Below are 26774 nucleotides of genomic sequence, written 5' to 3'. Positions count from 1 at the left end.
CTGCGGCGGCATGGGCAAACGGCCGTGTTGCGCGCGCTCAGCCGTTCCGAGCGCGCGCCGGCGTCGATCTCTGCTCTCTGAGAGCGGGTGCGAGCACGGGTCACCTACTACGTGAGTAGGCGACTGTGCTCACATCAAGATCACGGCGTCGATCAGGGCACGGCACCAGGCCAGCAATTCGAGACCGGTGACCGGCTGTCCGCCGATCCGCTGCGTCATCGGCTTGGGCACCAGGATCGTGTGCGTCGGCGCCTTGTTCAGCGACTTCGGATAGACCCGCTGGAGCCGCATGAGCTGCGATTCGCGCAGGTCGACCGGAGCGAACTTCACGTAGTTGCCCTGCATCGCGATTTCGGTGAGCCCGGCCGTGCGCGCGTGCGCGCGGAACAGCGCGACTGCGAGCAGGTTGCCCACGGGCACCGGCAGCTGTCCGTAGCGGTCGACCAGTTCGTCGTGCACTTCGGTAACACCGGACGGCTCGGTGATCGAGGCAATACGCCGGTACGCCTCCAGACGCAGCCGCTCGTCCGGTACCCAGTCATGCGGGATATGGGCGTCGATCGGAAGATCCAGGCGCACGTCCGCCGGTTCCGGCTCGGTGCGTCCCTCGGCCTGTGCGCGGTACTCCGCCACTGCTTCGCCGACCATCCGCACGTAGAGGTCGAAGCCGACGCCTTCGATGTGGCCGGACTGCTCGCCGCCAAGCAGGTTACCCGCGCCGCGGATCTCAAGGTCCTTCATCGCGACGTACATGCCGGCGCCGAGGTCGGTGTGCTGCGCGATGGTGGCCAGGCGCTCGTGAGCGGTCTCCGTCAGCGGCTTTTCCGGCGGATAGAGGAAGTACGCGTACGCCCGCTCGCGCCCTCGTCCGACCCGGCCGCGCAGCTGGTGCAGCTGGGCGAGCCCGAAGACGTCAGCGCGCTCCACGATCAGGGTGTTGGCGTTCGAGATGTCGATGCCTGACTCGACGATCGTGGTGCACACCAGCACATCGAACTCGCGGTTCCAGAAGTCGACGATGAGCCGTTCCAGGGTGTGCTCGTTCATCTGGCCGTGTGCGATGGCGACGCGCGCCTCGGGGACCAGCTCTTGCAAGCGTGCGGCGGCGCGGTTGATCGACTCGACCCGGTTGTGGATGTAGAAGACCTGGCCCTCACGCAGCAGCTCGCGGCGGACCGCGGCGGCGATCTGCTTCTCCTCGTACGCGCCGACGAAAGTGAGCACCGGGTGCCGCTCCTCCGGCGGGGTCTGGATCGTGGACATCTCGCGGATGCCGGTCACCGCCATCTCCAGGGTGCGCGGGATCGGGGTCGCGGACATGGTCAGCACGTCCACGTTCGCGCGCATCTGCTTGAGGTGTTCCTTGTGCTCAACGCCGAAGCGCTGCTCCTCGTCCACGATCACCAGGCCGAGGTCCTTGAACTTGGCCTCCTTGGAGAACAGCCGGTGCGTGCCGATCACGATGTCCACGGTGCCCTCGGTCAGGCCGCGCAGCACCTCAGTGGCCTCCTTGTCGGTCTGGAACCGGGAGAGCGCCTTGATGTTGATCGGGAACTGGCTGTAACGCTCGGCGAAGGTGGACAGGTGCTGCTGCACCAGCAGCGTCGTCGGCACGAGGATCGCCACCTGCTTGCCGTCCTGCACCGCCTTGAAGGCGGCGCGCACCGCGATCTCGGTCTTGCCGTAGCCCACGTCACCGCAGATCAGCCGGTCCATCGGCACCGACTTCTCCATGTCGGCCTTGACCTCGTCGATGCAGGCGAGCTGGTCCGGGGTCTCGATATAGGGGAAGGCGTCCTCGAGTTCACGCTGCCAGGGCGAGTCGGGGCCGAAGGCGTGGCCGGGGGCGGCCATGCGCGCCGAGTAGAGCTTGATCAGGTCCGCGGCGATCTCCTTGACCGCCTTGCGGGCTCGGCTCTTGGCCTTGTGCCAGTCCGCGCCGCCGAGCCGGTGCAGCGAAGGTGACTCGCCGCCGACGTACTTGGTGACTTGCTCGAGCTGGTCGGTCGGAACGAACAGCCGGTCGCCAGGCTGGCCTCGCTTGGACGCGGCGTACTCGATGACCAGGTACTCGCGGGTCGCGCCGGCGACCGTGCGCTGCACCATCTCGACGTACCGGCCGACTCCGTGCTGCTCGTGCACCACGTAATCGCCGGCGTGCAGTTGCAGCGGGTCGACCATGTTGCGGCGGCGTGAGGGCATCCGGCGCATGTCCTTGGTGGACGAACGCTGCCCTGCCATGTCCGACTCGGTGAGCACGACCATGCGTGCACGTTCGAGGACGAATCCACGCTCGATCGAGCCGGTCGCGACGTGCACGATGCCGGGTTCGGGAGCTTCGGCCAGGTCGATGTCCAGGCGCGCGCCGAGGTCCGCGCCCTTGGCGACTTCGACCAGCCGCTCAGCCGGTCCGTGGCCCTCGGTGACCAGCACGACGCGCCATCCCTCGCGCAGCCAGTCGCGCACGTCGGCGAGCGCGGCCGTGGTGTCGCCGCGGTATTCGGGGGCGGCGACGGCATCAGCGCGGACGGTGTCGTCCAGGTCTAGGGGGTCGTCAGTGTCCGGGGTCTGCTCGGCGAACTCGGCCAGACCCTCATCGACTACGAATGGACTGATGGACCACCAGGGCAGGCTGCGCTCCCGCGCGCGGTCGCGCACGTCGGCCAGCGACCAGAGCGAGGCGGAGTTCAGGTCGAGCGGCGCCGCGGCGCCCATCGCGGCGGCGGCCCACGATGCGTCGAGGAATTCCTGCGAGGTGCGCACTAGGTCGGCAGCGCGTGCCCTTATCCGCTCGGGGTCGATGGAGACGATGTGCGTGCCCTGCGGAAGCAGGTCGACGAGCAGCTCCATGCGGTCCACCAGGACCGGCGCGAGCGATTCCATGCCCTCGACCGCGATGCCCTCGGCGATCTTGCTGAACACGTCGGCAAGCGCGGGGAACTCGGATGCGTAGCCGTGCGCGCGCTTGCGCACCGTGTCGGTAAGCAGCAGCTCGCGGCACGGCGGCGCCCACAGGCCGTGCTGCGCGATCTCTAGGGAGCGCTGGTCGGCGACCTTGAAGTAGCGGATCTCCTCGATCTGATCACCCCAGAACTCCAGCCGCAGCGGGTGCTCCTCGGTGGGCGGGAAGACGTCCAGGATGCCGCCGCGCACGGCGAAGTCGCCGCGCTTCTCGACTAGATCGGTGCGCAGATAGGCGGCGTCGCCGAGGCGGCGTACCACCTCGTCGAGCTCGATCTCCTCCCCCGCGACAACCCGGACCGGCTCCAGATCGCCGAGCCCGGCCACCTGCGGTTGCAGCACGGCGCGGATCGGCGCGACGACGATCTTCGGCCGCACCTCGTCGCCCTGAGTGCCCGGGTGGGTGAGGCGGCGCAGCACGGCGAGCCGGCGGCCCACGGTGTCTGAGCGCGGCGAGAGGCGTTCGTGCGGCAGCGTCTCCCAGGCCGGGAACTCGGCTACGGCAGAGCTACCGAGCAGGCTGCGCAACCCGGCGGCGAGGTCGTCGCACTCCCGGCCGGTGGCGGTGACCGCGAGCAGCGGCCGGTCGGCCCGCTGTGCGATCGCGGCCAGGGCGAAAGGTCGTAATCCTGGCGGTGCGGTCAGGTCGAGGCGGGGCCGGTCACCGGCGCGGGCGGCGTGCACCGCGGCGGCGATCGCCGAGTCCTGCGCGACGGGGCCGAGCAGTCCGGGCAGTGGCATGGGGGACTCCTCGGTACATGGCGGGCACGCCGCAGCCCCCAATCTCTGAAGAGATGGGGGTGGGGGTTACCTGTCCAGGGTACGCGGACCGGCCGACAGGCGGCGCGCTCCCGTGAACGTACGATCGAACGGACATCCGACCACCGAGACACCAGGCGCTCGGGAGCGCAAGTAGGTGCAAGTAGCCGCGCACAATTACGCCAAATACATACGGAAGGCGCTCCCGCCTACCGCACTGAGGACTCTGACGGGTACCGTTCCACTGACGTTAATGCCGACTTCGGTGCCCGCAGCGGGACGTTTGCGGTGGTTCGGCCGGGTGGACGTGACCGTTCGGGAAAAGGGCTGGAGATCATGACGCAAGGATCGGGGATGGGTTCGCCGACGCGCGCCGCGATACCGAACGGCCAGTTCGCCGGGCGGCTTATCGAGTTCAGCGACCCGGAGCTGGACCGTAAGTACCCGCGGGGCGTCTATGTCGATCTGCACGGCTACCCGAACTTCTCGGTGTACGCGCGGCTGGCGGTCGAGATCGCTGAGCCGCCGTCAGGTTTGTCCCTCGACGAGGTGCGCGTCACCGACGTCATCGCGGCCAACCTGCTCGGCTCGGCCAGCGGCGATCCGCTCTGGCAGCAGGGCCGCCCGCCGACGGTGACGCCGGAAGGCTGGACCTGGGTGCATGAGGCGCGCAGCCGCAAGCTGTACCTGGTGCCGGCGGACCTCAACGCGTCGTTCCGGCACCACGGCGGCATCGCGACGCTTCAGGCAGACCCCTCGAAGTCCGGGCTCTGGCATGAAGGCATGCTCGAGCCGGTGGCGTTCGAGCGCTCCGGCTCCGTGCCAGAGGAGGCACTTCAGCAACTGGAGTCGCAGCTCGGCTTCCAGCTGCCAGTCTCGTACCGACGCTTCCTCGGCGGGACGGATGGCGGCCGGCCGCTGGTGCCCGCGGTCAACCTCAACTGCGGCTTCATCGCGGACGGCTGGCTGTTCGGGCTGCGGCGCACGGATCCGCACCAGGACCTGGTCTACGCGAACCAGTCGCTCTATGACCGGTTCACCGAGGAGTACCTCGGCATCGGATTCGTTCAGGGCGGGATGCTCGCGCTGAAAATCCGCGGCAACGATCTCGGCTCGGTCTGGTACTTCGACGACGATGACGCGCGCGACCACGACGGCCGTGACGCCGCCTCGGTATGCGCCGAACTGCTGCACCGGGTGGGCAACGACTTCGACGACTTCGCCCGGCACCTGGTCGCGCTGCCGGCGCAGATCATCGAGATCTCGGAGGCTGCGGTGCGCGGCGGGCACGCTCGGCCGATCGAGGACGAGACGCACCTCGGCTCCGCGTTGCCGGGTCATCTGCGCCGCCGCTGAGCGCACTGACCAGCACGATCGTCGACACGGTCGCTTTAGGTGGACCTCAGTCTCACCGAGTGAACTGATAACGAAGGTGTGACGAACGCCGCATAGGATGACCCGGTGTGGACAGCGTGGTCCGCCAAGCAGTGTTGCCGACCTGCCGAGGATGAGCCATGCCAGAGCCCGAGACGCCCGACGTAGCCGACCAATCCTCCTCCCGTTCTCCCGATCAGCCGCCTGCGCCTGATCAACCACCGTCACCGGACGCCGCCCTTCGCACCGACATCAAGTTCCTCGGCGAACTGCTGGGGCGCACGCTGGTGCGGCAGGAGGGGCAGGAGCTGTTCGACCTGGTCGAGGAGGTGCGCGCGCTCACCCGCTCGGATGATCCGGCGGATGGCGAGCGGGCGGTGCGCCGACTGGCCGAGATCGATCTGGCCACTGCGATCCGCCTGGTGCGCGCCTTCTCCACCTACTTTTTCCTGGCGAATGTCACCGAACAGGTGCATCGCGGCCGGGAGCTGCACAACCAGCGCGCGACCGTCGGCTCCTGGCTGACTCAGGCGATCGACCGGATCGCGGCGGCGATCGACGACCCGGAGTCGAAGGTCACCCGGGATTGGGTCGAGCGGGTCGTCTCGTACCTGTCCATCCGGCCGGTTTTCACCGCGCACCCCACCGAGGCGGCCCGGCGCACCATCCTGACCAAGCTGCGGCAGATCGCGCTGCTGTTGGACGCGAACCCGTATGTGGAGTCCAGCGACCCGGTGGCCCGGCGGCGGGCCGAGCGGCGGCTGGCCGAGTTGGTCGAGTCGCTGTGGCAGACCGACGAGCTACGCGTCGCGCGCCCCGAGCCGACCGACGAAGCCCGCAACGCCCTCTACTACCTCGACGAACTGCACGCCAGCGCCGTACCTGACGTGCTCGACGAGCTGGCCGCGGAGCTGGACCGGATCGATGTCACCCTGCCGGTGGACGCGCGTCCGCTTTCCTTCGGCTCCTGGATCGGCGGCGACCGGGACGGAAACCCGAATGTCACCCCGCAGCTGACGCTGGAGATCCTCAGCCTGCAGCACGAGCGGGCGATCGAGGACGCGCTGAAGGTGGTCGGCCAGCTGCAGAGCTCGCTGTCCACCTCGAAGCGGATCGCCCGGATCACGCCGCAGCTGGAAGCCTCGGTTGAGGCGGATCTGGCCGTGCTCACCGACATCGCGCCGCGGTACAAGCGGCTCAACCAGGAGGAGCCATACCGGCTCAAGGCGATCTGCATCCGGCAGAAGCTGACCAACACCCGGCGCCGGATCGCCGAGCGGCGCCCGCACGCCCCGGGGCAGGACTACCTCAATGGCGAGGAACTGGTCGCGGATCTGCTGCTGATGCGCGAGTCGCTGCTGGCCGACCGTGGCGAGCTGATCGCGCGCGGCTCGCTGGACCAGGTGATCCGGACCGTCTCGGCCTTCGGCTTACACCTGGCGACGCTGGATGTGCGTGAGCACGCCGACGCGCATCACCATGCCGTCGGGCAGCTGATCGACCGGCTCGGCGGCGAGTCGTGGCGGTACGAGGACATGCCGCGCGACTACCGCGCCGGGCTGCTGGCCAAGGAGTTGCGCTCGCGCCGGCCGCTGGCGCTGCTGCCGGTGGCCATCCACCGCGCCCCCGACATCGCGAGGGCGACGCCGCTGCTTGACGAGGCGGGCTCGCGCACCTTCGGGATCTTCACCGCGATCCGGGAGGCGATCGACCGCTTCGGCCCGAACGTGATCGAGAGCTACATCATCTCGATGTGCCGGGGCGTGGACGATGTGTACGCGGCGGTGCTGCTGGCGCGCGAGGCCGGTCTGATCGACCTGCGCGGCGACCGCGCGGCGATCGGCTTCGTGCCGCTGCTCGAGACAGTCAGCGAGCTGCGGCAGGCCGACTCGATCCTCAACGACCTGCTCAGCGATCCGTCGTACCGCAAGCTGGTGCGGCTGCGCGGGGACGTGCAGGAGGTGATGCTCGGCTACAGCGACTCGAACAAGGAGGCCGGGATCACCACCAGCCAGTGGGAGATCCACCTGGCCCAGCGCAAGCTGCGTGACGTGGCGCACCGGCACGGCATCCGGCTGCGGCTCTTCCACGGCCGCGGCGGCACGGTGGGGCGCGGCGGCGGGCCGACCCACGACGCGATCCTGGCGCAGCCGTGGGGCACGCTCGAGGGCGAGATCAAGGTCACCGAGCAAGGCGAGGTGATCTCGGACAAGTACGCGCTGCCGTCGCTGGCCCGGGAGAACCTGGAGCTGACGGTCGCGGCCACGCTTGAGGCCTCGGTGCTGCACCTCGGGCCGCGACAGAGCACTGACGCGCTGGCCCGCTGGACGGCGACCATGTCAGGGATCTCCGACGCGGCGTTCGCGCGCTATCGCGGCCTGGTGGAGGATCCGGACCTGCCGAAGTACTTCCTGGCCTCGACCCCGGTGGACCAGCTCGGCGACCTGCACCTGGGCTCGCGCCCGTCGCGCCGGCCGGATTCGGGGGCTGGGCTCGCGGGGCTGCGGGCGATCCCGTGGGTGTTCGGTTGGACGCAGTCGCGTCAGATCGTGCCCGGCTGGTTCGGGGTCGGCACGGGTCTCGCGGCGGCGTACGACGCCGGGCATGCCGAAGTGCTGGCCGAGATGTTCGAGCAGTGGCACTTCTTCCGCAACTTCCTGTCCAACGTGTCGATGACGCTGGCGAAGACCGACCTGCAGATCGCGGCGCGTTACGTCGACCAGTTGGTGCCTGAGGAACTGCGGCACGTCTTCGAACTGATCAAGGAAGAGCACGAACTGACGGTCCAGCAGGTACTGCGGGTGTCCGGTCAGGAGCAGCTGCTTGGGCACGATCCGGTGCTCGCGCGCACGCTGCGTATCCGGGACCGGTACCTCGACCCGATCTCGTACCTTCAGGTGGCGCTGCTCAAGCGGCACCGCGAGGCGGTCGCGGCAGCGCGGGAGATCGAGCCGCAGATGACGCGCGCGCTGCTGCTGACGGTCAACGGCGTGGCCGCCGGGCTGCGAAACACTGGCTGAGCAGCACATATTCATCGGCGCGACAAGCAAGACAGCGGACGGCCAGTGGCCGTCCGCTGTTCTTTACTGGGCTCGACCGCGCTCGTTAACTGCACGCTGTTCGGCGTTCACCGTGAGCGGGATTCAATCATTCCCCCGCTGACCTGTGGACAAACAAGATCCGGTTGTCCACGACCTGTGGATACATTCTGTGGATAACTCCACGCGTAATCCACAGCCACCTAACGTAATGAACGGCAGGAGGCGCAGTGGAGAACGGCAAGCCAGGGGAAAACGGCGGCCTAGGGGAAAACCACCGTGCGGCGGCCGTTGATGAGTACCCGGTGCTCCGAGTGCCAGGACACCGCGCGCGAGAGCACCCGGCACTCCACATCCCGGCCCACGGCGACGAGCTGTTCAGCCGTCAGACCGTGGCCGACGCGCGCCACGTCCTGCTCGATGATCGGCCCCTCGTCGAGATCGGCGGTCACGTAATGCGCGGTCGCGCCGATGAGCTTCACGCCGCGAGTGTGCGCCTGATGGTAGGGCTTGGCGCCCTTGAACGACGGCAGGAAGGAGTGGTGGATGTTGATAATCCGGCCCTCCAGCGCCTTGCACACGTCATCCGAGAGCACCTGCATGTAACGCGCCAGCACGACCAGCTCGACTCCGTGCTCCTCGGCCAGGCGCAGTAGCCGAGCCTCCTGCTCCGCCTTGTTCTCTTTCGTCACCGGCAGGTGGACGAACGGGACGCCGTACGACTCGACCAGGCCCTGGAAGTCGGTGTGGTTGGAGACCACGGCCGGGATCTCGATCGGCAGCGCGCCGATGCTGTGCCGGAACAGCAGATCGTTGAGGCAGTGCCCGAACTTGGACACCATGATCAGGGTCGGCATCCGGATCGCCGCGTCGTGGATCTGCCAGGACATGTGGAACGCCGCGGCGGTCGCCGTGAAGCCGCCGGTCAGCGAGATCAGGTCGACGCCCGGCTCCTGCGCCAGAAAGTGCACGCGCATGAAGAACAGCTTGGTGTCCGGGTCCCCGTACTGCTGGCTGTCCACGATGGTGCAGCCGGTAACCAGCAGGAAGCTGGATACCGCGTGCACGATCCCGCGTTGGTCGGGACAGGAGAGCGTCAGCACGTACTCGCGGGGCGCGGCGGGCGGCGTGGTCATGCCCCCATCTTCGCCTATTCCGATTTGCATCGCCCAAAGCGCGGCACGCGGATATCGTCGGGCCGTGGCCTCTTCTTCATATCTTCGGTACCCCCATCTCTCCGGGGACCTGGTGACCTTCGTCGCCGAGGACGACATCTGGCTCGCATCGCTGACCGAGGCCACCGGTGGTGGGGCCACCGGAGGCCGCGCCTGGCGGCTGACCGCGGACCAGGTACCGGTGCTCAATCCGCGGCTGAACCCCTCCGGCACACGGGTTGCCTGGACCTCGACCCGCGAAGCCTCCGCGTCGCTCGCGCGGGGCGCGGCGCGTGAGGTGTACTCAGTGCCGGTAGACGGCGGACCGGTGGAGCGACTCACGTACTGGGGCGACGGGCGCATCGCGGTACGCGGCTGGCTGTCCGACGACGAAGTGCTGGTGATCAGCAACGCCGGCCAGCACGACACGATGCGGACGCGGGCATTCGGCGTTCCGCTCGCCGGCACGGCGCGGCTGCTGCGATACGGCCCGGCCAGCGATGTGTCGGTCGCGCCGAACGGCGCGGTCCTGCTCGGTTCGCCGACGTACACGGAGCCTGCGCGCTGGAAGCGCTACGGCGGCGGGACCGGCGGCAAGATCTGGTATTCGCCCGATGGCACGGAGTATCGGCAGATTCTCGCCGAGGTCGGCAACCACCTGGTCAACCCGATGTGGGTCGGCGACCGCGTGGCCTTCCTCTCCGACCACGAGGGGATCGGCGCGCTGTACTCGGCGCTGCCTGACGGTTCGGGTCTGCGCCGGCACACGGATCTCGATACGTACTACGCCAGGCATGCCACGACAGACGGCTCTCGGATCGTGTATCAGCGCGCTGGCGACCTGTGGCTGCTCGATTCGCTCGACAGCGATCCGGTCCGGCTCGACGTCCGGTTGGGCGGCGTGCGTTCCGGCCGCGCTAAGTTCCCGGTGCCGACACGGTATGCACTCGGCGGCTTCTCGCTGTGCAAGACCGGCCGCATCGTCGCGGCCGAGGTGCGCGGGACGGTGCACTGGTTGCCCGCGAAGGACGGCCCGGCGCGCACGCTGCTCGGTACACCGGGGGTGCGCGGGAAGCTGCCGAAGGTCATCCCCGGAACGTCGACCGTGGTGTGCGTATCAGACGCCGATGGCGAAGACGGCCTGGAGGTTATCGCAGCAGACGGCTCGGTAACCCGGAGGCTGGCACATGGTCAGCTCGGGCACGTGCTCGAACTCGCGATTTCGCCGGATGGAAAGCGCGCCGCGGTCGCGTCGCACGACGGCCGACTGCTGCTCGTCGAGCTGGGCAGTGCACCGGCCGACACCGTCGAAGACGGAGGGGACAGCGCGGAAAACGGCACGGACGACGGCGCCGAGGACATTGCGTCCACCGAGCTGAGCACCGAATCCGCTCCTGAACCGGGCACGATCACCGAACTGGTGCGCAGCAGGAACGACGAAGTGCGCGGCCTCGCGTTTTCACCGGACTCCGGATACTTGGCCTGGGCTCAGCCCTGGACCTCCTGGGGCGTCTCGCAGATCCGGTTGGCCCGGCTGTCTGACCGAACCATCGTGGACGTCACGGCGACGCGTTTCGACGATGACTGTCCGGTCTTCACCCACGACGGCAAGCACCTGGCGTTCCTGTCCAACCGGGTCTTCGACACCGTGTATGACGATCATGTCTTCGACCTCGGATTCCTACCGGGCGTGCGGCCATACCTCGTTCCGCTCGCCGAGACGACACCGTCGCCGTTCGCTCCCGAGCTGAACGGCCGGCCGGTCACCCCGGAAAGAGAGAAGGACAAGCCGAAGCCGAGCCGCGGCAGTGCCGCGCGCGCGGAGTCCGGCGAGGTCGATGGCGCTCAGTCAGCTTCGGGTTCCGGCTCCGATTCCGAAGCGTCGGCGGAAGTCGATCTCGAAGGCATCGCGGACCGCGTCGTGCCGTTCCCGGTCGAGGCGGGCCGCTACCGATCGCTGCAGGCGGTCAAGGGCGGCGTGGTGTGGATGGACTACCCGAATACCGGCGAGCTGCACGAGGCGGCGATCGGCGCGTCTGAAGAGCACCCGAAGCCGAGCCTGGTCCGATACGACCTTGAGAAGCGCAAGCGCTCGATGATCGTGGACGAGCTCGACGGCTTCGCGGTCTCCGGCGACGGCGCGCGGCTGGCCTACTTGGACAGCGGTGACTTAAGGGTCAAGCCGTCCGACGCGAAGGACGACGATGATGCGGTAACAGTGGACCTGGACCGCGTGCGGGTCACCGTCGATCCGGCGGCCGAGTGGGCGCAGATGTACGGCGAGGCCTGGCGGCTCATGCGGGACAACTTCTGGCGCGCGGACATGGCCGGAGTGGACTGGCCGGCCATGGCTGAGCGCTATCGGCCGTTGCTGAACCGGGTCGGCTCGCTGGACGACCTGCACGACCTGCTCTGGGAGCTGCAAGGCGAACTCGGCTCCTCGCACGCCTACGTCCGGCCGCCGGCCGCGGGTAGTTACGAGGCGCTGGCACAGGGCCTGCTCGGCGCGGATCTCGCCCCGGATGACGACGGGATCTGGCGGGTCGTCAGGGTGCTGCGTGGCGAGTCATCGGTCATCGCGGCGCGTTCTCCCATGGCTGCGCCAGGAGTCGCGGCAAAACCCGGTGACGCGATCGTCGCTGTGGACGGGCAGCCGGTCGACGCGATTCACGGACCTAACGCGCTGTTGGGTGGGAAGGCCGGCAAGCCGGTAGAGCTGACGCTGCGTCGGGACGGCGCCGCTGACCGGCGCGTTGTGGTCACGCCGCTGTCAAGCGAGGGAGTGCTGCGGTACCACGACCTGGTTCAGCAGCGTCGGGCTGCGGTACACGAGGCTTCGGGCGGCAGGCTCGGCTATCTGCACGTGCCGGACATGATGTCGTTCGGCTGGGCGGAGTTCCACCGGGACCTGCGCGGCGCTTTCCGCGCTGAGGGCCTGGTGCTCGACTTACGGGAGAACGGCGGAGGGCACACCTCGCAGCTGGTCGTGGAGAAGCTGGCGCGCAAGGTGATCGGCTGGGCTCGGACCCGGTACGCCGAGCCGGTCAGCTACCCGGGTGAAGCCCCGCTCGGTCCTATCGTGGCTGTCACCGACGAATATGCGGGTTCCGACGGCGACATCGTGACCCAGGCGATCAAGCTGTACGGCATCGCCCCGGTGGTCGGCATGCGGACCTGGGGCGGCGTGATCGGCATCGACTCCAAGTACACGCTGGTGGATGGCACCGGCGTCACGCAGCCTAAATTCGCGTTCTGGTTCGAGGGCGCCGGCTGGGGTGTGGAGAACTACGGCGTCGATCCGGATGTGGAGGTGCCGTTCCCGCCGCACGACGCGGCCGCAGGACGCGATCCGCAGCTGGCGACGGCGATCCGGATGGCGCTCGAGGCGCTGGAGACCAGCCCGAGGGCGCAGCCGCCGGAAATCTAGGGCGCGCACGCAGTCGGACCTGTTCGACTGCCTCAGCCCTCGGCTTTCGGGCCGCCGAAATCGGTCGGCGGCCCGGCGAGCGCGGCGTCGTACCTGCGCAGGACGAGGCGGGCGATCTGATCGTGGGCGCCCAACGGCGCGCTGACGGTCATCCGGCGCGGGTTCTCGGTTTCGAGGGCGGCGAGGGTCGCGCTCTCGCGGATCCGCCGGCTGAACTCGCCGGAGGAAAGCAGGTAGGTGGCGACCGCGACCGGACGGCCGCGACGTGCCAGCCGCGCCAGCAGGCCGCTGATGTTGGGCTCTGCGGTTGCCACGTAACCGGTACGCACGGGCATGCCCAGACGTTCGGCGAGAAGCCCGGCCATCGCGACCGCGTCGGCGTTGGCGCGGCGGTCCGCGGAACCCGCCGCCGCGAGCACCACCTGCGTGCCGAAGACGGTGCCGCGCGCGGCGGAGAGCCGGTCCTGCATCGCGGCGGCGAGGAGCGGATCGGGGCCGAGCGCCGCCGCCTGGTAGATCGTGGCCGCGCGACCGGGCGGCTCTGCGGCGACCTGTCGCAGCGCGCGTGGAATGTCGTGCCGCACGTGATAGCCCGAGCCGAGCAGCAACGGTAGAACGACGACCTCTGTCACGCCCTCTGCCAGCAGCCGGGCCAGCTGCTCATCCACGCGCGGACGGGCCACGGACACGAACGCCAGTGAGGTCTCGACGCCCGGACGCAGAAACCTGACCCGCTCGAGCAACGCATCCAGCGTTTCCAGACCGGCCGGATCGTTGGTGCCGTGCGCGACCGCGAGTAGCGGTACGTCCGCACGAGGCGGCGGCAGCACTCCGGGCGGCGCGGGCAGCCAGGCGGGCCGCGGTTCCCGGAACGAGCTCAGACCGAGCACCGGCACGGACATCTCAGGGTTCCTCCTTGCGTAGCCGGTGCGGTGCGGGAGTCGTGCGCTCTTCGGTTGTTCAGCTGGGGTCGATGGCCAGGCGGTAGCCGCGTTTGGTCACCGTCTTGATCAACGAGGCGTCGGGGCCGAGGGCGGTGCGCAGGCGGGCGACGGTCGCCTCGACCGCATGCTCGTCCCGGCCGCCCGAACCCGCGCCGCGCGGCCCCCAGACCCGCCGCAGCAGGTCGGCGCGCGAGACCACCCAGCCCGGACGCCGGCCGAGTTCGGCGAGCACGGCGGCCGGCAGCGGGGCGAGCAGGACCGGCTCATTTCCGGTGACCACCGCGGCGAGCCCTTGGAGCGTCAGGGTCCGATCCTCGTCGATCGGGAATTCGTGCCGGATCTTGGGCGGCAAGACAGAGCACAGCGTGGCGACCATCGCGCCGAGCCTGGCCCGGTCTGGCCACACCGCGCGCACGTCAAGCGCTTCGAGCGGCCGCGCGCATACCGGTCCGACGCATACGGCCGTGACGTCGGTGCGTAGCGCGACCAAGAGTTGATCAAGCGCGCCGGTTACCGCAGCCGCTTCCAGCAACGCGGTCACGCCAGGCGCCGACGTAAAGCTCACCGCGTGTACCTCGCGCCGCACGATCGCGTCGACAAGGCGGCGCACGGCCGCACGGTCGGCTGGCGGACCCCAGCGGTAGACCGGGATGTCCATGACGATCGCGCCGGCCTCACGCAGCGCGGTGACGAAGCGGGTGTCCTCGGCCGGATTCTCGACGCCGTACTGCTGCACCGCGATCCGCTTGCCTTTGACGCCCTGCTCCAGCAGGTAGGCGAGAACCTCGTCGCTGGACTCTGACGGGGCGCTGTAACTTTCACGCAGGCCCGACGCGCGCACGGCGCCAGTGGCCTTGGGTCCACGTGAAACGACGATCGCGTTGCTGAGCACGCGGTTGAGTTCTTCGCCCAAGCCCCAGCTTTCGGCCGCCGACATCCAACCGCGCCATCCGCTGCCAGTAGTAGCCACTGCGTAGTCGAGTTGCACGATAAGGCACTCGTTGGTGGCCTTACGCAGCGCCGCGTCGTCATCGAGCGGAACGAGCCGCAGGGTCGGGGTCTCGATGACTTTCGCGCCACGCCGCCGCAACAGCGAGGCGAGGTCATCGCGCCTCCGGTCCGCGGTGACCGCCACGACGCAGCCGGTCAGCGGGAACTCCTCGAAGACCGCGCTGGTCGGATCCGAGCTGCCCGCGTTCGGGCTGCTCGGTGTCGGGCCGGCCGCAGCCGAGGGGGTGGATTCGGTCGCCTCTGCCAGTGCCATGTCCGAAACAGTGGCCGCACGCCGTTACGGATATGTTGCCGAGCCGCTACGCACCGGTAAGGGCCACCGACCGCAGGTAAACCATGCACACAGAGCTGCGGCTCAGGTAGAGCGCCTTGACCACTATGAGCGAGTGCGCACACGCCTCGGTAGGCGGCGTGAAGAACACGTGCGCGCGACGAAATCGGCCGGACCCCGATGCGTCATAGCCGCCGCGCACCGTCGTAGACATGACGGGAAAGCCTGAAGCCGCGGACGGCGGTCGTAGCCACTGTCCGTACTGTGCGCTTCAGTGCGGAATAGACCTGCGCCCGGTGCCAGCCGGAACTGGTTCGCTGTCGGCGCGCTCCGGGGCGGGGGACACAGGGGGCGGCACGCGTGACGACCTTCCGGTTCTGGAGGTCGTCGGGCGTGCCGCGTTCCCGGTCAACGAGGGCGCGCTGTGCGGAAAGGGCGCGAGCGCCGCAGAACTGCTGAACCCGCGGCTTCGGCTCACCACGCCGCTGATCCGCGATGAACAAGGCGCGGATCTGCGTCCGGCGTCCTGGGAGGAGGCGCTGGACCGGGTCGCGCACGAGCTCGGCAGCCGCGGCCCGGAGGCGGTCGCGATCTTCGGCGGCGGCTCGCTGACCAATGAGAAGGCCTACCAGCTCGGCAAGTTCGCGCGGACCGTGTTGAAGACGCCCAACATCGACTACAACGGCCGATTCTGTATGTCGTCGGTCGCGGCGGCGCAGAACCGGGCCTTCGGCGTGGACCGGGGGCTGCCGTTCCCGGTGCGCGATATCCGCAAGGCGCGCGCGATCCTGTTGGTCGGCGCGAATCCCGCCGAGACCATGCCGCCGATCATGCGCCATTTCAGCGCGGCCCGCGAGGCCGGCTGCACGCTGATCACAGTCGATCCGCGACGCACGCGGACTGCCGAACTCGGCGACCGGCACTTGCAGCCGGTGCCGGGGACGGATCTGGCGCTCGCGCTGGGAATGCTGCACATCGCGGTCGCGGAAGGGCTCGTTGACGAGCAGTACGTCACGCTGCGCACTACCGGTTTCGACGAGGCGCGTCGCGTCGCGACCGCGTACTGGCCCGAGCGGGTCGAGCGGCTGACCGGCGTGCCGGTCGCCGCGATGTACCAGACGGTCACCGCGCTGGCCGAGGCCGCGCGCGCCGCCCGCGAAGCAACGACCCAGGACACTGAGATCGGCGGCGCGATGATCCTCACCGCGCGCGGAACCGAGCAGCACAGCAAAGGCACCGACACGGTCAACGCGTGGATCAACCTGGCGCTCGCGCTCGGTCTTCCCGGACGTCCCGGTTCCGGATACGGCGCGCTGACCGGCCAGGGCAACGGGCAGGGCGGCCGTGAGCACGGTCAGAAGTCTGATCAGCTGCCGGGTTACCGCAAGCTGGACGATCCGGCGGCGCGCGAGCACGTCGCGGCGGTCTGGGGCATTGACCCGGCGCAGTTGCCTGGCCCGGGTCCGAGTGCCACCGAACTGCTGGCGCGCTGCGGACGTGACGCTGACCGCACCGCTGACGGCGCTGGTAACGGAAGCGACGCCGCCGCTGGTGAGCCGGAGCTGGACCGCACCGACCGAATCGACGCGCTGCTGGTGATGGGCTCGAACCTGCTGGTGAGCGCTCCGGGCGCGGCGCAGACCGAGGCCCGGCTGCGGTCGCTCGATTTCCTCGCGGTCTGCGATCTGGTGCTTTCCGAGACCGCGGCGATCGCAGACGTCGTACTCCCCAGCGCGCAGTGGGCCGAGGAGACCGGCACGATGACGAACCTGGAGGGCCGGGTTCTGCTGCGTCCGGCCGCGATCGCGCCGCATCCCGGCGTGCGCACCGACCTGGAGATCCTGGCTGAGCTGGCCGCGCGACTCGGCGGCAAGTTGTCCACCGATCCGGCCGAGGTGTTCGCGGAGCTGGGCCGAGCGAGCGAGGGCGGCATCGCCGACTACAGCGCGATCACCCACGAGCGGCTGGAGCGCGATGAGGAGCTGTACTGGCCCTGCGGCGAGCAGAGCCCAAACGGTACGCCGCGCCTGTTCGAGCACGACTTTCCAACTCCGGACGGTCGAGCGCGCTTCGTGCCGGTTGACTTCCGGCCGTCCGCCGAAGAACCGGACGATCAGTACCCTTACCGGCTCACCACCGGCCGGGTACTCGCGCAGTACCAGTCCGGCGCGCAGACCCGCCGCGTCGGCGTGCTCAACCAGGCCGCGCCGGAGCCGTTCGTGGAGCTGCACCCGGACCTCGCCCGCACGCTGGGCGTCGCTGAGGGCGCGGCGCTCAGCGTGGTCAGCAGGCGCGGCACGGCGACCGCACCGGCCCGCATCAGCCGTGCCATCCGTCCGGACACGGTGTTCATGCCGTTTCACTGGCCTGGTGCCGGCCGGGCGAACTCCGTGACGAATCCGGCGCTGGATCCGACCTCGAAGATGCCGGAGTTCAAGACCTGCGCGGTGCGGCTGGAACTGCCGGGAGCCGCGAGCGCCGAGACCGCCGCACCCGCCGAGACCGCGACTGCCGGAGCTGATCTGTGATGCGACGGATCATCGTGGTCGGATACGGCATGGCCGGTCACCACCTGGTGGCGCGGCTGGCGCAGGCCGGGCGCTGCACGCCGGCCGGCGAGTTCGAAGTGACCGTGCTCGGCGCGGAAAGCGGCGCACCGTACAACAGGGTGCTGCTTCCGGAGGTGCTGGCCGGGCGGATCGACCAGCGCCGGATCGACTTGTCAGAGCCCGACGATCCGCGGGTGACCGTGCGCTCCGGCGTGCGCGCCACCGAGATCGATCGCGAGCGACGACTGGTCCATGGCGACGACGGCTCGGTGCTGCCCTACGACGACCTGGTGCTGGCTACCGGAGCCAACCCGGTGCTGCCTCCGCTCGGCGGCATCCGTGACGAGCAAGGCCTCTTGTCTGGCGTGCATACGCTGCGGACGCTGGCCGACTTGGACCGGATCCAGGAGCAGCTCACGGATGAGGAAAGCGGCCGGGGACTCGAACTCGGACTCGGCCTCGGCGCGCGCAAGCCGCGGGCCGTGGTGGTCGGCGGCGGACTGCTGGGCGTGCAGTGTGCCAGGAGTCTGACGCTGCGCGGACTCGACGTGGTGCTCATCCATCAGGGCTCGCATCTGCTCGACCACCGCCTCGACGCGGACGCGGCCGCGATCCTGGCCCGCACGGCCCGCGGCCTCGGTATCGAGGTCCACCTCGAGTGCCGGGCCCGAGCGGTGCTGCGCGACCGCGAGGGCCGGCTGACCGGCGTGCAGCTCGCCGACGGCTTCCACTTGGACGCGGATCTGGTGCTGCTGGCCTGCGGCAGCGCTCCGGCCACCGGCCTGGCCGCACGCGCCGGGCTGGCCGTGGACAACGGAATCCTCGTCGATGAGCGGCTGACCAGCGTCACCGATGCGCACATCCACGCGATCGGCGATTGCACCCGCGTTCACCGCAGCCTGCGCGCCGCGCACGGCCTCGCCGCTCCCGCGCTGGAGCAGGCCGAGGTGCTCGCCGAGCGGCTGCTCGGCTCCCCCGTTCTTTATCAGGGCTCGTCCACGATAGCCAGGCTCACCGCGACCGGCGTGGACGTGGCCATCCTCGCCGCCGCGCCGTCGCTGGTCGCCGAATCGCGGCCCGATCACGTCGCGCGCACGGTGCGGCTGACCGACCCGGTCGGCGGCACGCATCGCGCGGTGACCGTGCACGGCGGTCGCGTAGTCAGCTCCGTGCTTATCGGCGACGTCTCCGCCGCCGCCCGCCTCACCCGGCTGGTCGACCAGCCGGGCCCGCTGCCCGAGAACCCGCTCGACCTGCTGTTCGACGCCTCGGCATTGAGCTCGAACACCGCGGAAAGGAACTGATTCACGATGCGGCAAATCGTCATCGTCGGTTACGGCATGGTGGGCCACCGCTGCGCTGAACTGCTGTCCGAGCGCGCGGCGACCAGCACCGAGCCCGCGCAGATCACGGTGCTCGCCGAGGAACCGCGCGAGGCATACGACCGAGTGCATCTCAGCTCCCTGTTCGACGGCAAGAGCCCCGCGGATCTGACCTACGCCGCGCCGCCGGGAGTCGAGCTGAAGCTCGGCGACCCGGCCACCGCGATCGACCGGGAGCGCAAGGTCGTCACGACGGCTTCCGGCGCCGAATTCCGTTACGACGACTTGGTTCTGGCGACCGGCTCGTACCCCTTCGTGCCGCCGGTTCCGGGCCACGACGCGACCGGCGCGTTCGTGTACCGCACGATCGACGACGTCGAGGCGATCAAGGAATTCGCGGCCGGGCGCAAGATCGGCGCGGTGGTCGGCGGCGGTTTGCTCGGCCTGGAAGCAGCCGGAGCGCTCACCGCCATGGGCCTGGAAACGCACGTGATCGAGTTCGGGCCGCGGCTCATGGGCGTGCAGATCGACGACGGCGGCGGTCAAGCGCTGTTGTCCCGGATCAACGACCTCGGCGTCAGTGTGCACTGCTCGACGCGTACCGAGGCGGTGGAGATCGGCGAGGACGGCGCCGTATACGCCCTCGTACTCGCGAAGGGCGACGATCTCAGTGCTCTGCCGGTTGATCTCGTCGTCTTCGCGGCCGGTGTCCGGGCCCGCGACCAGCTCGGCCGCGAGTGCGGCCTGGCGGTCGGCGAGCGCGGCGGCATACGGGTTGACGAACTGTGCCGGACTGACGATCCGTCGATCTACGCGATCGGCGAGTGTGCACAGGCTGTGGACGGCCGCGTGTACGGTCTCGTCGCGCCGGGATATGCGATGGCTGAGACGGTCGCCGATCATCTGCTCGGCGCCGACCCGTCGCCGTTCCACAGCGCCGACCTGTCCACCAAGCTCAAGCTGCTCGGTGTGGAGGTAGCGTCCTTCGGCGACGCCTTCGGCAACACGCCTGGGGCGCTCTCAGCCCTTTACAGCGACTCCACCGCTGGCCTCTACAAGAAGCTGGTCATCGGCGAGGACGGCCGGCTGCTCGGCGGCATCCTGATCGGTGACGCCTCGGCATACGCGACGCTGCGTCCGCTCGCCGGTACCGACGCGCCACTGCCTGCGACACCGGAGCAACTCCTGCTACCAGCCGGCTCCGGTTCGGCGCCGGCCCTCGGTCCCGACGCGCTGCCCGATTCGGCCACCGTGTGCAGCTGTCACAACGTGACTAAGGGCTCGATCAACGCGGCGATTCACGAGCAGGGCTGCGCCGACGTGGCCGCGATCAAGGGCTGCACAAAGGCAGGCACCGGTTGCGGATCCTGTGTGCCGCTGCTCGGTCAGCTACTCGCGGCCGCCGGAGTGCAGACCTCGAAGGCGCTGTGCCGGCACTTCGAGCAGAGCCGCGCCGAGCTGTACGAGATCGTGCTGGTCACCGGGATCGACTCGTTCGCGCGGCTGCTGGCGGAGCACGGCAGCGGCGATTCGGACGGCTGCGAGGTCTGCAAGCCGGCGGTCGCCTCGATCCTGGCCTCGCTCGGCGGGACGATCGGCGCCAAGAAGACCGGCGCGGCCAAGCACATCCTGGACGGCGAGCAGGCCGCGCTGCAGGACACCAACGACCACTTCCTGGCCAACATCCAGCGCAATGGCAGCTACTCGGTGGTGCCGCGCATCCCCGGCGGCGAGATCACCCCGGAGAAGCTGATCGCGATCGGCGAGGTGGCCAGGGACTTCGGGCTCTACACGAAGATCACCGGCGGCCAGCGCATCGACATGTTCGGCGCGCGGGTCGAGCAGCTGCCGCAGATCTGGCGCCGCCTCGTCGACGCCGGCTTCGAATCAGGGCACGCCTATGGCAAGGCGCTGCGCACGGTCAAGAGCTGCGTCGGCTCGGAGTGGTGCCGGTACGGCGTGCAGGAGTCGGTGAAGATGGCCATCGAGCTCGAGCTGCGTTATCGAGGCCTGCGATCCCCGCACAAGCTCAAGGCCGCGGTCTCTGGCTGCGCGCGTGAATGCGCCGAGGCGCAGAGCAAGGACTTCGGCGTGATCGCGACCGAGCAGGGCTGGAACCTGTACGTCGGGGGCAACGGCGGCTTCCGGCCCCGGCACGCCGACCTGTTCGCCAAGGACCTGTCCACCGAGGAACTGATCCGCACGATCGACCGGTTCCTGATGTTCTACATCCGCACCGCCGACCGGCTTGAGCGCACCGCCTCCTGGATCGAGCGGTTGGAGGGCGGGCTCGACCACGTCAAGGCCGTCGTCCTCGACGACTCGCTGGGCCTGTGCGCCGAACTCGACCGGCTGATGGCCGAGCACGTCTCGAACTACAGCGACGAGTGGCGCGCGGCCATCGACGATCCGGAGACGCTGCGCCGCTTCGTCTCCTTCGTCAACGCGCCGGGCACCCCGGATCCGGAGATCAAGTTCGAAGTCGAGCGCGGGCAGATCAAGCCGCTGCTGACCATCGGGCCGCCGCCGGAGCCCGAGCCGGATCAGCACGCCGAAGACGCGCTCGCCGGCCCGGACGCGGCGCGCGACGCGGCCGACGGCCTGGTTCCGGCCGAGGTGGGAGCATGACCGTGACCGCGAGCAAGCAGCGGACCTGGACCGCGGTGTGCCGATACGCCGAGCTGATTCCCGGGCGGGGGGTCGCGGCGCTGATCGACGGCGTCCAGATCGCGGTCTTCCGCACGACGCCTGGCGAGTTGTACGCGATCGGTAACCGGGATCCGTACTCGGGTGCCTACGTCATCTCGCGCGGTGTCACCGGCTCTCGTGACGGCGTCCCGACCGTCGCCTCACCGATGTACAAGCACGTCTTCGACCTGCGGAGCGGCGCTTGCCTCGACGACCCTAGCGTCGCCCTGCCGACCTACCCGGTGCGGCGGTACCGCGGCCTGGTCTGGGTGCAGCGCTGAGGCTGCCCGGCACACAAAGTTGTCACAACGGCGAAATCGGCGCGTGCGGTCGAGTTGACCGCACGCGCCGCCGCCCGGCAGATCGATGAAACGCCCGTTTCCTACCGTCAGGGCCAAGGTGCTCTTCACCCGTTGACGCCGCACCTCGCTCGCTCCACCCCACCCAGCCAGCCCAGCCCACCACTGCCGTAGGAGGCGACGATGAGCGCCGAGACATCGACAGGCACAGGCACCACCGCTGTGCTCAGCCCGCCCCGCCCCGGGGCCGCAATCACCGACTGGCACCCGGAAGATGTCGCGTTCTGGGAGCGGGAGGGCGCCCGCACCGCGCGGCGCAACCTAATCCTGTCCATCTTCGCCGAGCACCTCGGGTTCTCGGTGTGGAGCCTGTGGTCCGTGTTCGTGCTCTTCCTCGGGCCGGCCTACCACGTGGACGCGGCCGGCAAGTTCTTCCTGACCACCGTGCCGACCGTGGTCGGCTCGGTGCTGCGGCTGCCGTACACCTTCGCGGTCGCGAAGTTCGGCGGCCGCAACTGGACCATGTTCAGCGCCAGTCTGCTGCTGCTGCCGTGCATTCTGACCGCGATCCTGCTCAAGCCGGGTGTGTCCTACAGCACACTGATGATCATCGCGGCCGTGGCCGGGGTCGGCGGCGGCAACTTCGCCTCCTCCATGGCCAACATCAACGCCTTCTACCCGGAGCGGCTCAAGGGCGCCGCGCTCGGCCTCAACGCAGGCGGTGGCAACATCGGCGTCGCGGTCGTGCAGCTGCTCGGGCTGCTTGTGCTCTCCACTGCCGGCATCGGGCACCCACGCCTGATCCTCGCCGTCTACATCCCGCTCGTCGTCGTCGCGGCGCTGCTCGCGGCGCTGTTCATGAACAACCTGACGCAGCTGCGTAATGACAAGCGGGCCATGCGGGACGCGACCAAGGACCCGCATACCTGGATCATGTCGCTGCTCTACATCGGCACCTTCGGCAGCTTCATCGGCTTCAGCTTCGCCTTCGGGCAGGTACTCCAGGTGCAGTTCAAGTGGACCCCGCGGCAGACTGCGGACATCGTCTGGCTCGGGCCGCTGCTCGGCTCACTGATCCGTCCGGTCGGTGGCGCGCTGGCTGACCGGATCGGCGGAGCGAAGGTCACCTTCTGGAACTTCGTGCTGATGACGGCGTCCGCGGCGCTCGTGTTCATCGCCTCGCAGCAGAAGTCGCTCGCGCTGTTCGTCATGGGATTCATCCTGCTGTTCGTGTTCAGCGGCATCGGCAACGGCTCGGCTTACAAGATGATCCCGGCCATCTTCCGGGCCAAGGCGAACACGGCGATCGACAGCGGCGCCGACATGGCCGCCGCCCAACGCGAGGCGCGGCGCATGTCCGGCGCACTGATCGGGATCGCGGCGGCCACCGGAGCTTTCGGCGGGGCGCTGGTGAACTTCGCCTTCCGCGAGTCGTTCCTGACCTACAAGTCCGGCAACGCCGCGTACATCGGTTTCATCGCCTTCTACGGGCTCTGCGTCGCGGTGACGTGGACCGTGTACTTGCGGCCCGGACGTAGCAAGCTCACCGGCGTCTAAGGACGCCTGGCACGGCGGCGCTGTTCGAACCGACAACACGGTTCCGGCAGCGCCGCTCTGGCGTCCAAGCACATGACCTAGAGCGTGTCTTGGAACTTTCGCCTGGGTCGCGGCGCCTGCCACGCACGCTCGCTGCGTTGTCGGATCGTCCACGGACGCCCGGTACGAGGACGACCCTCCGCCTTGCGATCGCACGCGCCAGACACCGCGACCTTAACCGGCGCTAGTTCCAAAACACACTCTAGAGCCGGCCCTCAGTGATCTGCGATTCGCTCAGCGGCGTGGCGACGTTGTCGTTCCACAGCTGCGCCGCCGCCTTCTTCGCGTTGTCCGCGGCGACCGCCTGCTGGTTGGTGGTCTGGTAGTTCGGGTCCTTCTTCACCGCGCTGGTCTTGCAGTTGCCCTGCAAATCCCCGGCGATCTGCGCGTAGGCGGAGTCGTACTGCGCTGAGGCGGTCCACGCGGCCTTGAGCTGGCTGGCCAGCTCGGCGCCGTTCTGGATGCCGGCGACATCGATCTTTGCGACGCTGTCCGCCTGCGCCTGCCGCTTCTGCGCGGTGTCGGACAGCAGCGTCTGCGCGTCCGCGAGGTTCTTGCAGGAGTTCACGTCGACGACGCCGGTGTTGGCGTCTGAGCGCAGCTGCCCGGACTGCTGGATCAGCTGGTAGATCTGGTCGGCCTGCTGCTTCGGGCTCGCCTTGCTCGCCACCGCGGTCGGTGAACCCGAGCCGGCGTTGGGCTTTCCGGAGCCGCCGCCAGATGACGCGACCGCGATCACGATACCGACCACCGCCAGGGCCGCCACCGTACCGCCGATGATCAGACCCTTGCGGTTGCGCAGGCCGCCCCCGCCGCCAGGACCACCGTACCCGCTGCCGTCGTCGTAGCCGCCCGGGCCGCCGTAGCCAGCCGCGTCCTGCGGGTAGCCCGCGCCCTGGCCGTACTGGCCGCCCTGGAACTGTGCGCCCTGCTGCTCGCTTTGGAACTGCGCGCCCTGATACTGCTCGCCTTGGAACTGCGAGCTTTGATACCCCGCGGCCTGATACTGCTCAGCCTGCGGAAAACCCGGCTGCTGCTGCGGGTACTGCTGGAATGGCGAACCCTGCGGCGCGGCCGTCTGCTCGGCACCGGAGGCCTCTGCAGCCGAGGCGGCGTCAGCCTGCTGCGCACCTTGCTGCGCCTGCAGATATCCGGGCGCGGCGCCACCGATCATCGGCTTCTGCCGATCTATAGCGCGACGGCTGTCCGGCGTGGAGTCACGGAACAAGTGATCGAATTCGTTCGGCAGCCCGGAGCCGGTGTCCTGAGCCATCATCGACGGGTCGACCTGTCCCGGGGCGTAACCGGGTTGCGGCACATAGCCCGCCTGCTGCTGCCCCGCCGCGTAGCCTTGCTGCGCGCCGTACTCGGACGGTCCCGGGTAGCCCTGCTGCGAGGCACCCCAATCCGGCTCGGTGTCCTGCTGCCAGCCAACCTGCGCCTGTCCCTGCTGTGGCTGCCCGTACTGATCCTGCGCGTACTGCTCCTGCCCGTACTGGGCCGCCATCGGCTGCTCAGGCGCGGCCTGCTGCGGCGCGGCGCCCTGACCGGGCGGCACCTCCTCCGGCCTGCCGTAGGCCGAGGGGTCGTAGTCCTGCTCGGACCATCCGGCGGCGGGTGTTTCCGGCAACTGGGACACGGCGCACAATCCTCACAAAGCAACGGCACTGGCTCGCTGGTCGCGGCGGCGCGTGGGCACCCGTGCGGGCCGGAGTCAGCCAATACCGCATCAGCCAACCAAACCGGCCGCTTACGGGCAAGGTCGAGTCGCCCGGCACGCGCCCTTTGGCACGGAATCGAGACCGGGACGCCCCAGAATACGCCCGGCGGGGGCTTGCGCGAACCGCGTTCCGCCAGATGCGATGGCGTGCGGTCACAAAACGCGACCGCACGCACCGCTAACGTCACCGATTGCACCGCCGCTGCGGGCAATCATCCCGGCTGGCCTTTCCGTCGCCCCTTCGCGGAACTTTCGCCGCCTTTACCCGGATTCCCTCAAGCCGCCGCAGCCGCCGTTTGCCGCACCGCGAGCCGCCCAAGTCGCTCCCGGAAACCGCGTACCGCCACCGATTCCTGGTACGGATCGAGCCGCCGGTCCAAGTCGTGCAAGTACTCGACGCCACGGTGCGACCGCAACTGCGCCAGCATGTCGATCGCCGCAGTACCCGCCGCGCAGGCCGCCTCGACCTCTCGCTCCTGCGCGTACGCCGTCGCGATGATCACTGTGTCGACGGCGCGGCGGCGCACATGCCGCTCGGCGTGCGCGGCCAGCGCCCGCTCGGCGTGCTCCTTGGCCTGCCGCGGCCGGTCGAGGTCCCGGTAGCAGTGGGCGAACTCGTCGGCCAGGTACGCCGGGGTGAAGTGCGCGATCCACTCCGGGTCCTTCTCCGGCTCGGCCTTCTCCATCTCGGCCGCCGCCTTCTGCAGCGCCGACTCGCAGGAGCGCACGTCTCCGAGCACCGCGTGCCCGCGTGCCTCGGCCGCGTAGAACATGGACCGCGCCGTCGCGGTGGCCTGCTCCCGCGCGCCTTCCTGGGCCGCGCGGGCCAACTGGGTGATCTCGCGCGGGGAGCCGAGCTGCCCGGCTAGGTGGCTCATCCCGGCCGCCAGCACGTAGCCGCCATACGCGCGGTCGCCGGACGCCTGGGAGAGCCGCAGAGCCTGGATGTAGTAGCGCTGGGCCAGCCCGTGCCGCCCGGTGTCCACGGCCATGTATCCGGCCAGCTCGGTCAGCTGCGCGGCGGCGGCGAACAGGGCGCGCCCGGTGCGTTCCGGGTAGGCGCCGTTCAGCATCTCGCCGACCACCTCGTCGAGGTAGTGCACGACGATCGAGCGCACATATCCGGACCCGAACTGGTGGTCCAGGTCGCGGAACGCCTTCGTCGCGGCCCGTACCGCGTACACGTCGCCGGGTCCGACCCGCGGCCCTCGTCCGGCCAGCGTCAGGGGCCTGGCGACCTCGAGATCCGGCGGGGTGATCAGCCAGTCGCGGCTCGGCGCGATCAGCGCGGCCACGGCGAAGGAGGAGCCGAGCAGGAACTCACGGTGGCTCACATCGGCCCGCCACAGCTCGGTCACCTCCTCGATGGCGGCGGCGGTGGACGGCGCGAAGTGCAGGCCCACGCTGGAGGATCCGTTGCGGCCGTCGGCCATGCCGATCTCCTCGACCGTCACCGGCCGGCCGAGTTTGCGCCCGAGCGCCTCGGCGATGAGGGTCGGTGCCATGCCGCGTGGCTGCTGGCCCCGAAGCCAGCGCGCGACCGAGGTCTTGTCGTATCTCAGGTCGAGGCCGTGTTCCGCGCCGACCATGTTGACTCGACGGGCCAGCCCCGCGTTGGAGCTCGCGGCCTCCTGGATCAGCGCGGCGAGCCGTTGGTTCGG

At 69.3% G+C, this 26774-nt stretch carries 15 protein-coding genes; 8 read left to right on the top strand and 7 right to left on the bottom strand.

From position 1 onward, the window contains the following. Positions 1 to 129: 129 nt before the first annotated feature. Complete coding sequence (gene mfd, locus VN779_RS04465) at positions 130 to 3702, bottom strand: transcription-repair coupling factor (RefSeq protein WP_325720398.1); 3573 nt, start codon at positions 3700 to 3702, stop codon at positions 130 to 132. 372 nt (positions 3703 to 4074) lie between these two features. Between mfd and VN779_RS04460 the strand changes: the two genes are divergently transcribed. Both VN779_RS04460 and ppc read left to right on the top strand, forming a co-directional pair. Beyond that, complete coding sequence (locus VN779_RS04460; RefSeq protein WP_325720396.1) at positions 4075 to 5076, top strand: SMI1/KNR4 family protein; 1002 nt, start codon at positions 4075 to 4077, stop codon at positions 5074 to 5076. Between the two features lie 158 nt (positions 5077 to 5234). Next, positions 5235 to 8114, top strand: a complete 2880-nt coding sequence (gene ppc / locus VN779_RS04455) for a phosphoenolpyruvate carboxylase (protein ID WP_325720394.1) — start codon at positions 5235 to 5237, stop codon at positions 8112 to 8114. Between the two features lie 281 nt (positions 8115 to 8395). Here ppc and purU read toward each other — a convergent pair whose 3' ends face one another. Continuing rightward, positions 8396 to 9268, bottom strand: a complete 873-nt coding sequence (gene purU, locus VN779_RS04450; RefSeq protein WP_325720392.1) for a formyltetrahydrofolate deformylase — start codon at positions 9266 to 9268, stop codon at positions 8396 to 8398. A gap of 64 nt (positions 9269 to 9332) precedes the next feature. Between purU and VN779_RS04445 the strand changes: the two genes are divergently transcribed. Then, positions 9333 to 12713: a S41 family peptidase gene (locus tag VN779_RS04445; protein WP_325720390.1), complete on the top strand. Its 3381-nt coding sequence runs from the start codon at positions 9333 to 9335 to the stop codon at positions 12711 to 12713. A 32-nt stretch (positions 12714 to 12745) separates the two neighbouring features. On the opposite strand, the gene VN779_RS04440 is transcribed toward VN779_RS04445, so the two are convergent. Genes VN779_RS04440 through VN779_RS04430 form a run of 3 tightly spaced genes read right to left on the bottom strand, consistent with a single transcriptional unit; the run spans position 12746 to position 15153 of the window. Then, positions 12746 to 13615, bottom strand: a complete 870-nt coding sequence (locus VN779_RS04440; protein ID WP_325720388.1) for a sirohydrochlorin chelatase — start codon at positions 13613 to 13615, stop codon at positions 12746 to 12748. A 58-nt stretch (positions 13616 to 13673) separates the two neighbouring features. After that, entirely contained in the window at positions 13674 to 14921 is a 1248-nt protein-coding gene (locus VN779_RS04435) for a uroporphyrinogen-III synthase (RefSeq protein ID WP_325720386.1), read from the bottom strand. A gap of 46 nt (positions 14922 to 14967) precedes the next feature. Further along, a complete protein-coding gene (locus VN779_RS04430) occupies positions 14968 to 15153 on the bottom strand; it encodes a hypothetical protein (protein ID WP_325720384.1) in 186 nt (61 codons plus the stop codon). On the opposite strand from VN779_RS04430, the gene VN779_RS04425 reads away from it, so the two are divergent. The 5 genes from VN779_RS04425 to VN779_RS04405 all read left to right on the top strand — a co-directional run bounded on the left by VN779_RS04425 (position 15152) and on the right by VN779_RS04405 (position 23354). Then, positions 15152 to 17467, top strand: a complete 2316-nt coding sequence (locus VN779_RS04425; protein WP_325720382.1) for a molybdopterin oxidoreductase family protein — start codon at positions 15152 to 15154, stop codon at positions 17465 to 17467. The two genes, VN779_RS04430 and VN779_RS04425, sit on opposite strands and share 2 nt — an antisense overlap. Next, entirely contained in the window at positions 17467 to 18792 is a 1326-nt protein-coding gene (locus VN779_RS04420; protein ID WP_325720380.1) for an NAD(P)/FAD-dependent oxidoreductase, read from the top strand. Before VN779_RS04425 ends, VN779_RS04420 begins: the two co-directional genes overlap by 1 nt. A gap of 6 nt (positions 18793 to 18798) precedes the next feature. Then, a complete protein-coding gene (gene nirB / locus VN779_RS04415; RefSeq protein ID WP_325720378.1) occupies positions 18799 to 21438 on the top strand; it encodes a nitrite reductase large subunit NirB in 2640 nt (879 codons plus the stop codon). Continuing rightward, complete coding sequence (gene nirD / locus VN779_RS04410) at positions 21435 to 21779, top strand: nitrite reductase small subunit NirD (protein WP_325720376.1); 345 nt, start codon at positions 21435 to 21437, stop codon at positions 21777 to 21779. Before nirB ends, nirD begins: the two co-directional genes overlap by 4 nt. A gap of 201 nt (positions 21780 to 21980) precedes the next feature. Then, positions 21981 to 23354 (top strand): nitrate/nitrite transporter, encoded by a 1374-nt coding sequence (locus VN779_RS04405; protein ID WP_325720374.1) that lies wholly within the window; start codon positions 21981 to 21983, stop codon positions 23352 to 23354. Between the two features lie 241 nt (positions 23355 to 23595). Here the strand turns inward: VN779_RS04405 and VN779_RS04400 are convergent, their stop codons facing one another. Beyond that, complete coding sequence (locus tag VN779_RS04400) at positions 23596 to 25032, bottom strand: hypothetical protein (RefSeq protein ID WP_325720372.1); 1437 nt, start codon at positions 25030 to 25032, stop codon at positions 23596 to 23598. A gap of 356 nt (positions 25033 to 25388) precedes the next feature. Beyond that, a partial coding sequence (locus VN779_RS04395) for a transcriptional regulator (RefSeq protein WP_325720370.1) occupies positions 25389 to 26774 on the bottom strand: 1386 nt, incomplete at its 5' end.

This window comes from Actinocrinis sp., assembly GCF_035605935.1.
Classification (GTDB): domain Bacteria; phylum Actinomycetota; class Actinomycetes; order Streptomycetales; family Catenulisporaceae; genus Actinocrinis.
Note: the sequence above shows the minus strand (reverse complement) of the source record. Positions and strands in the feature narration are given on the sequence as shown.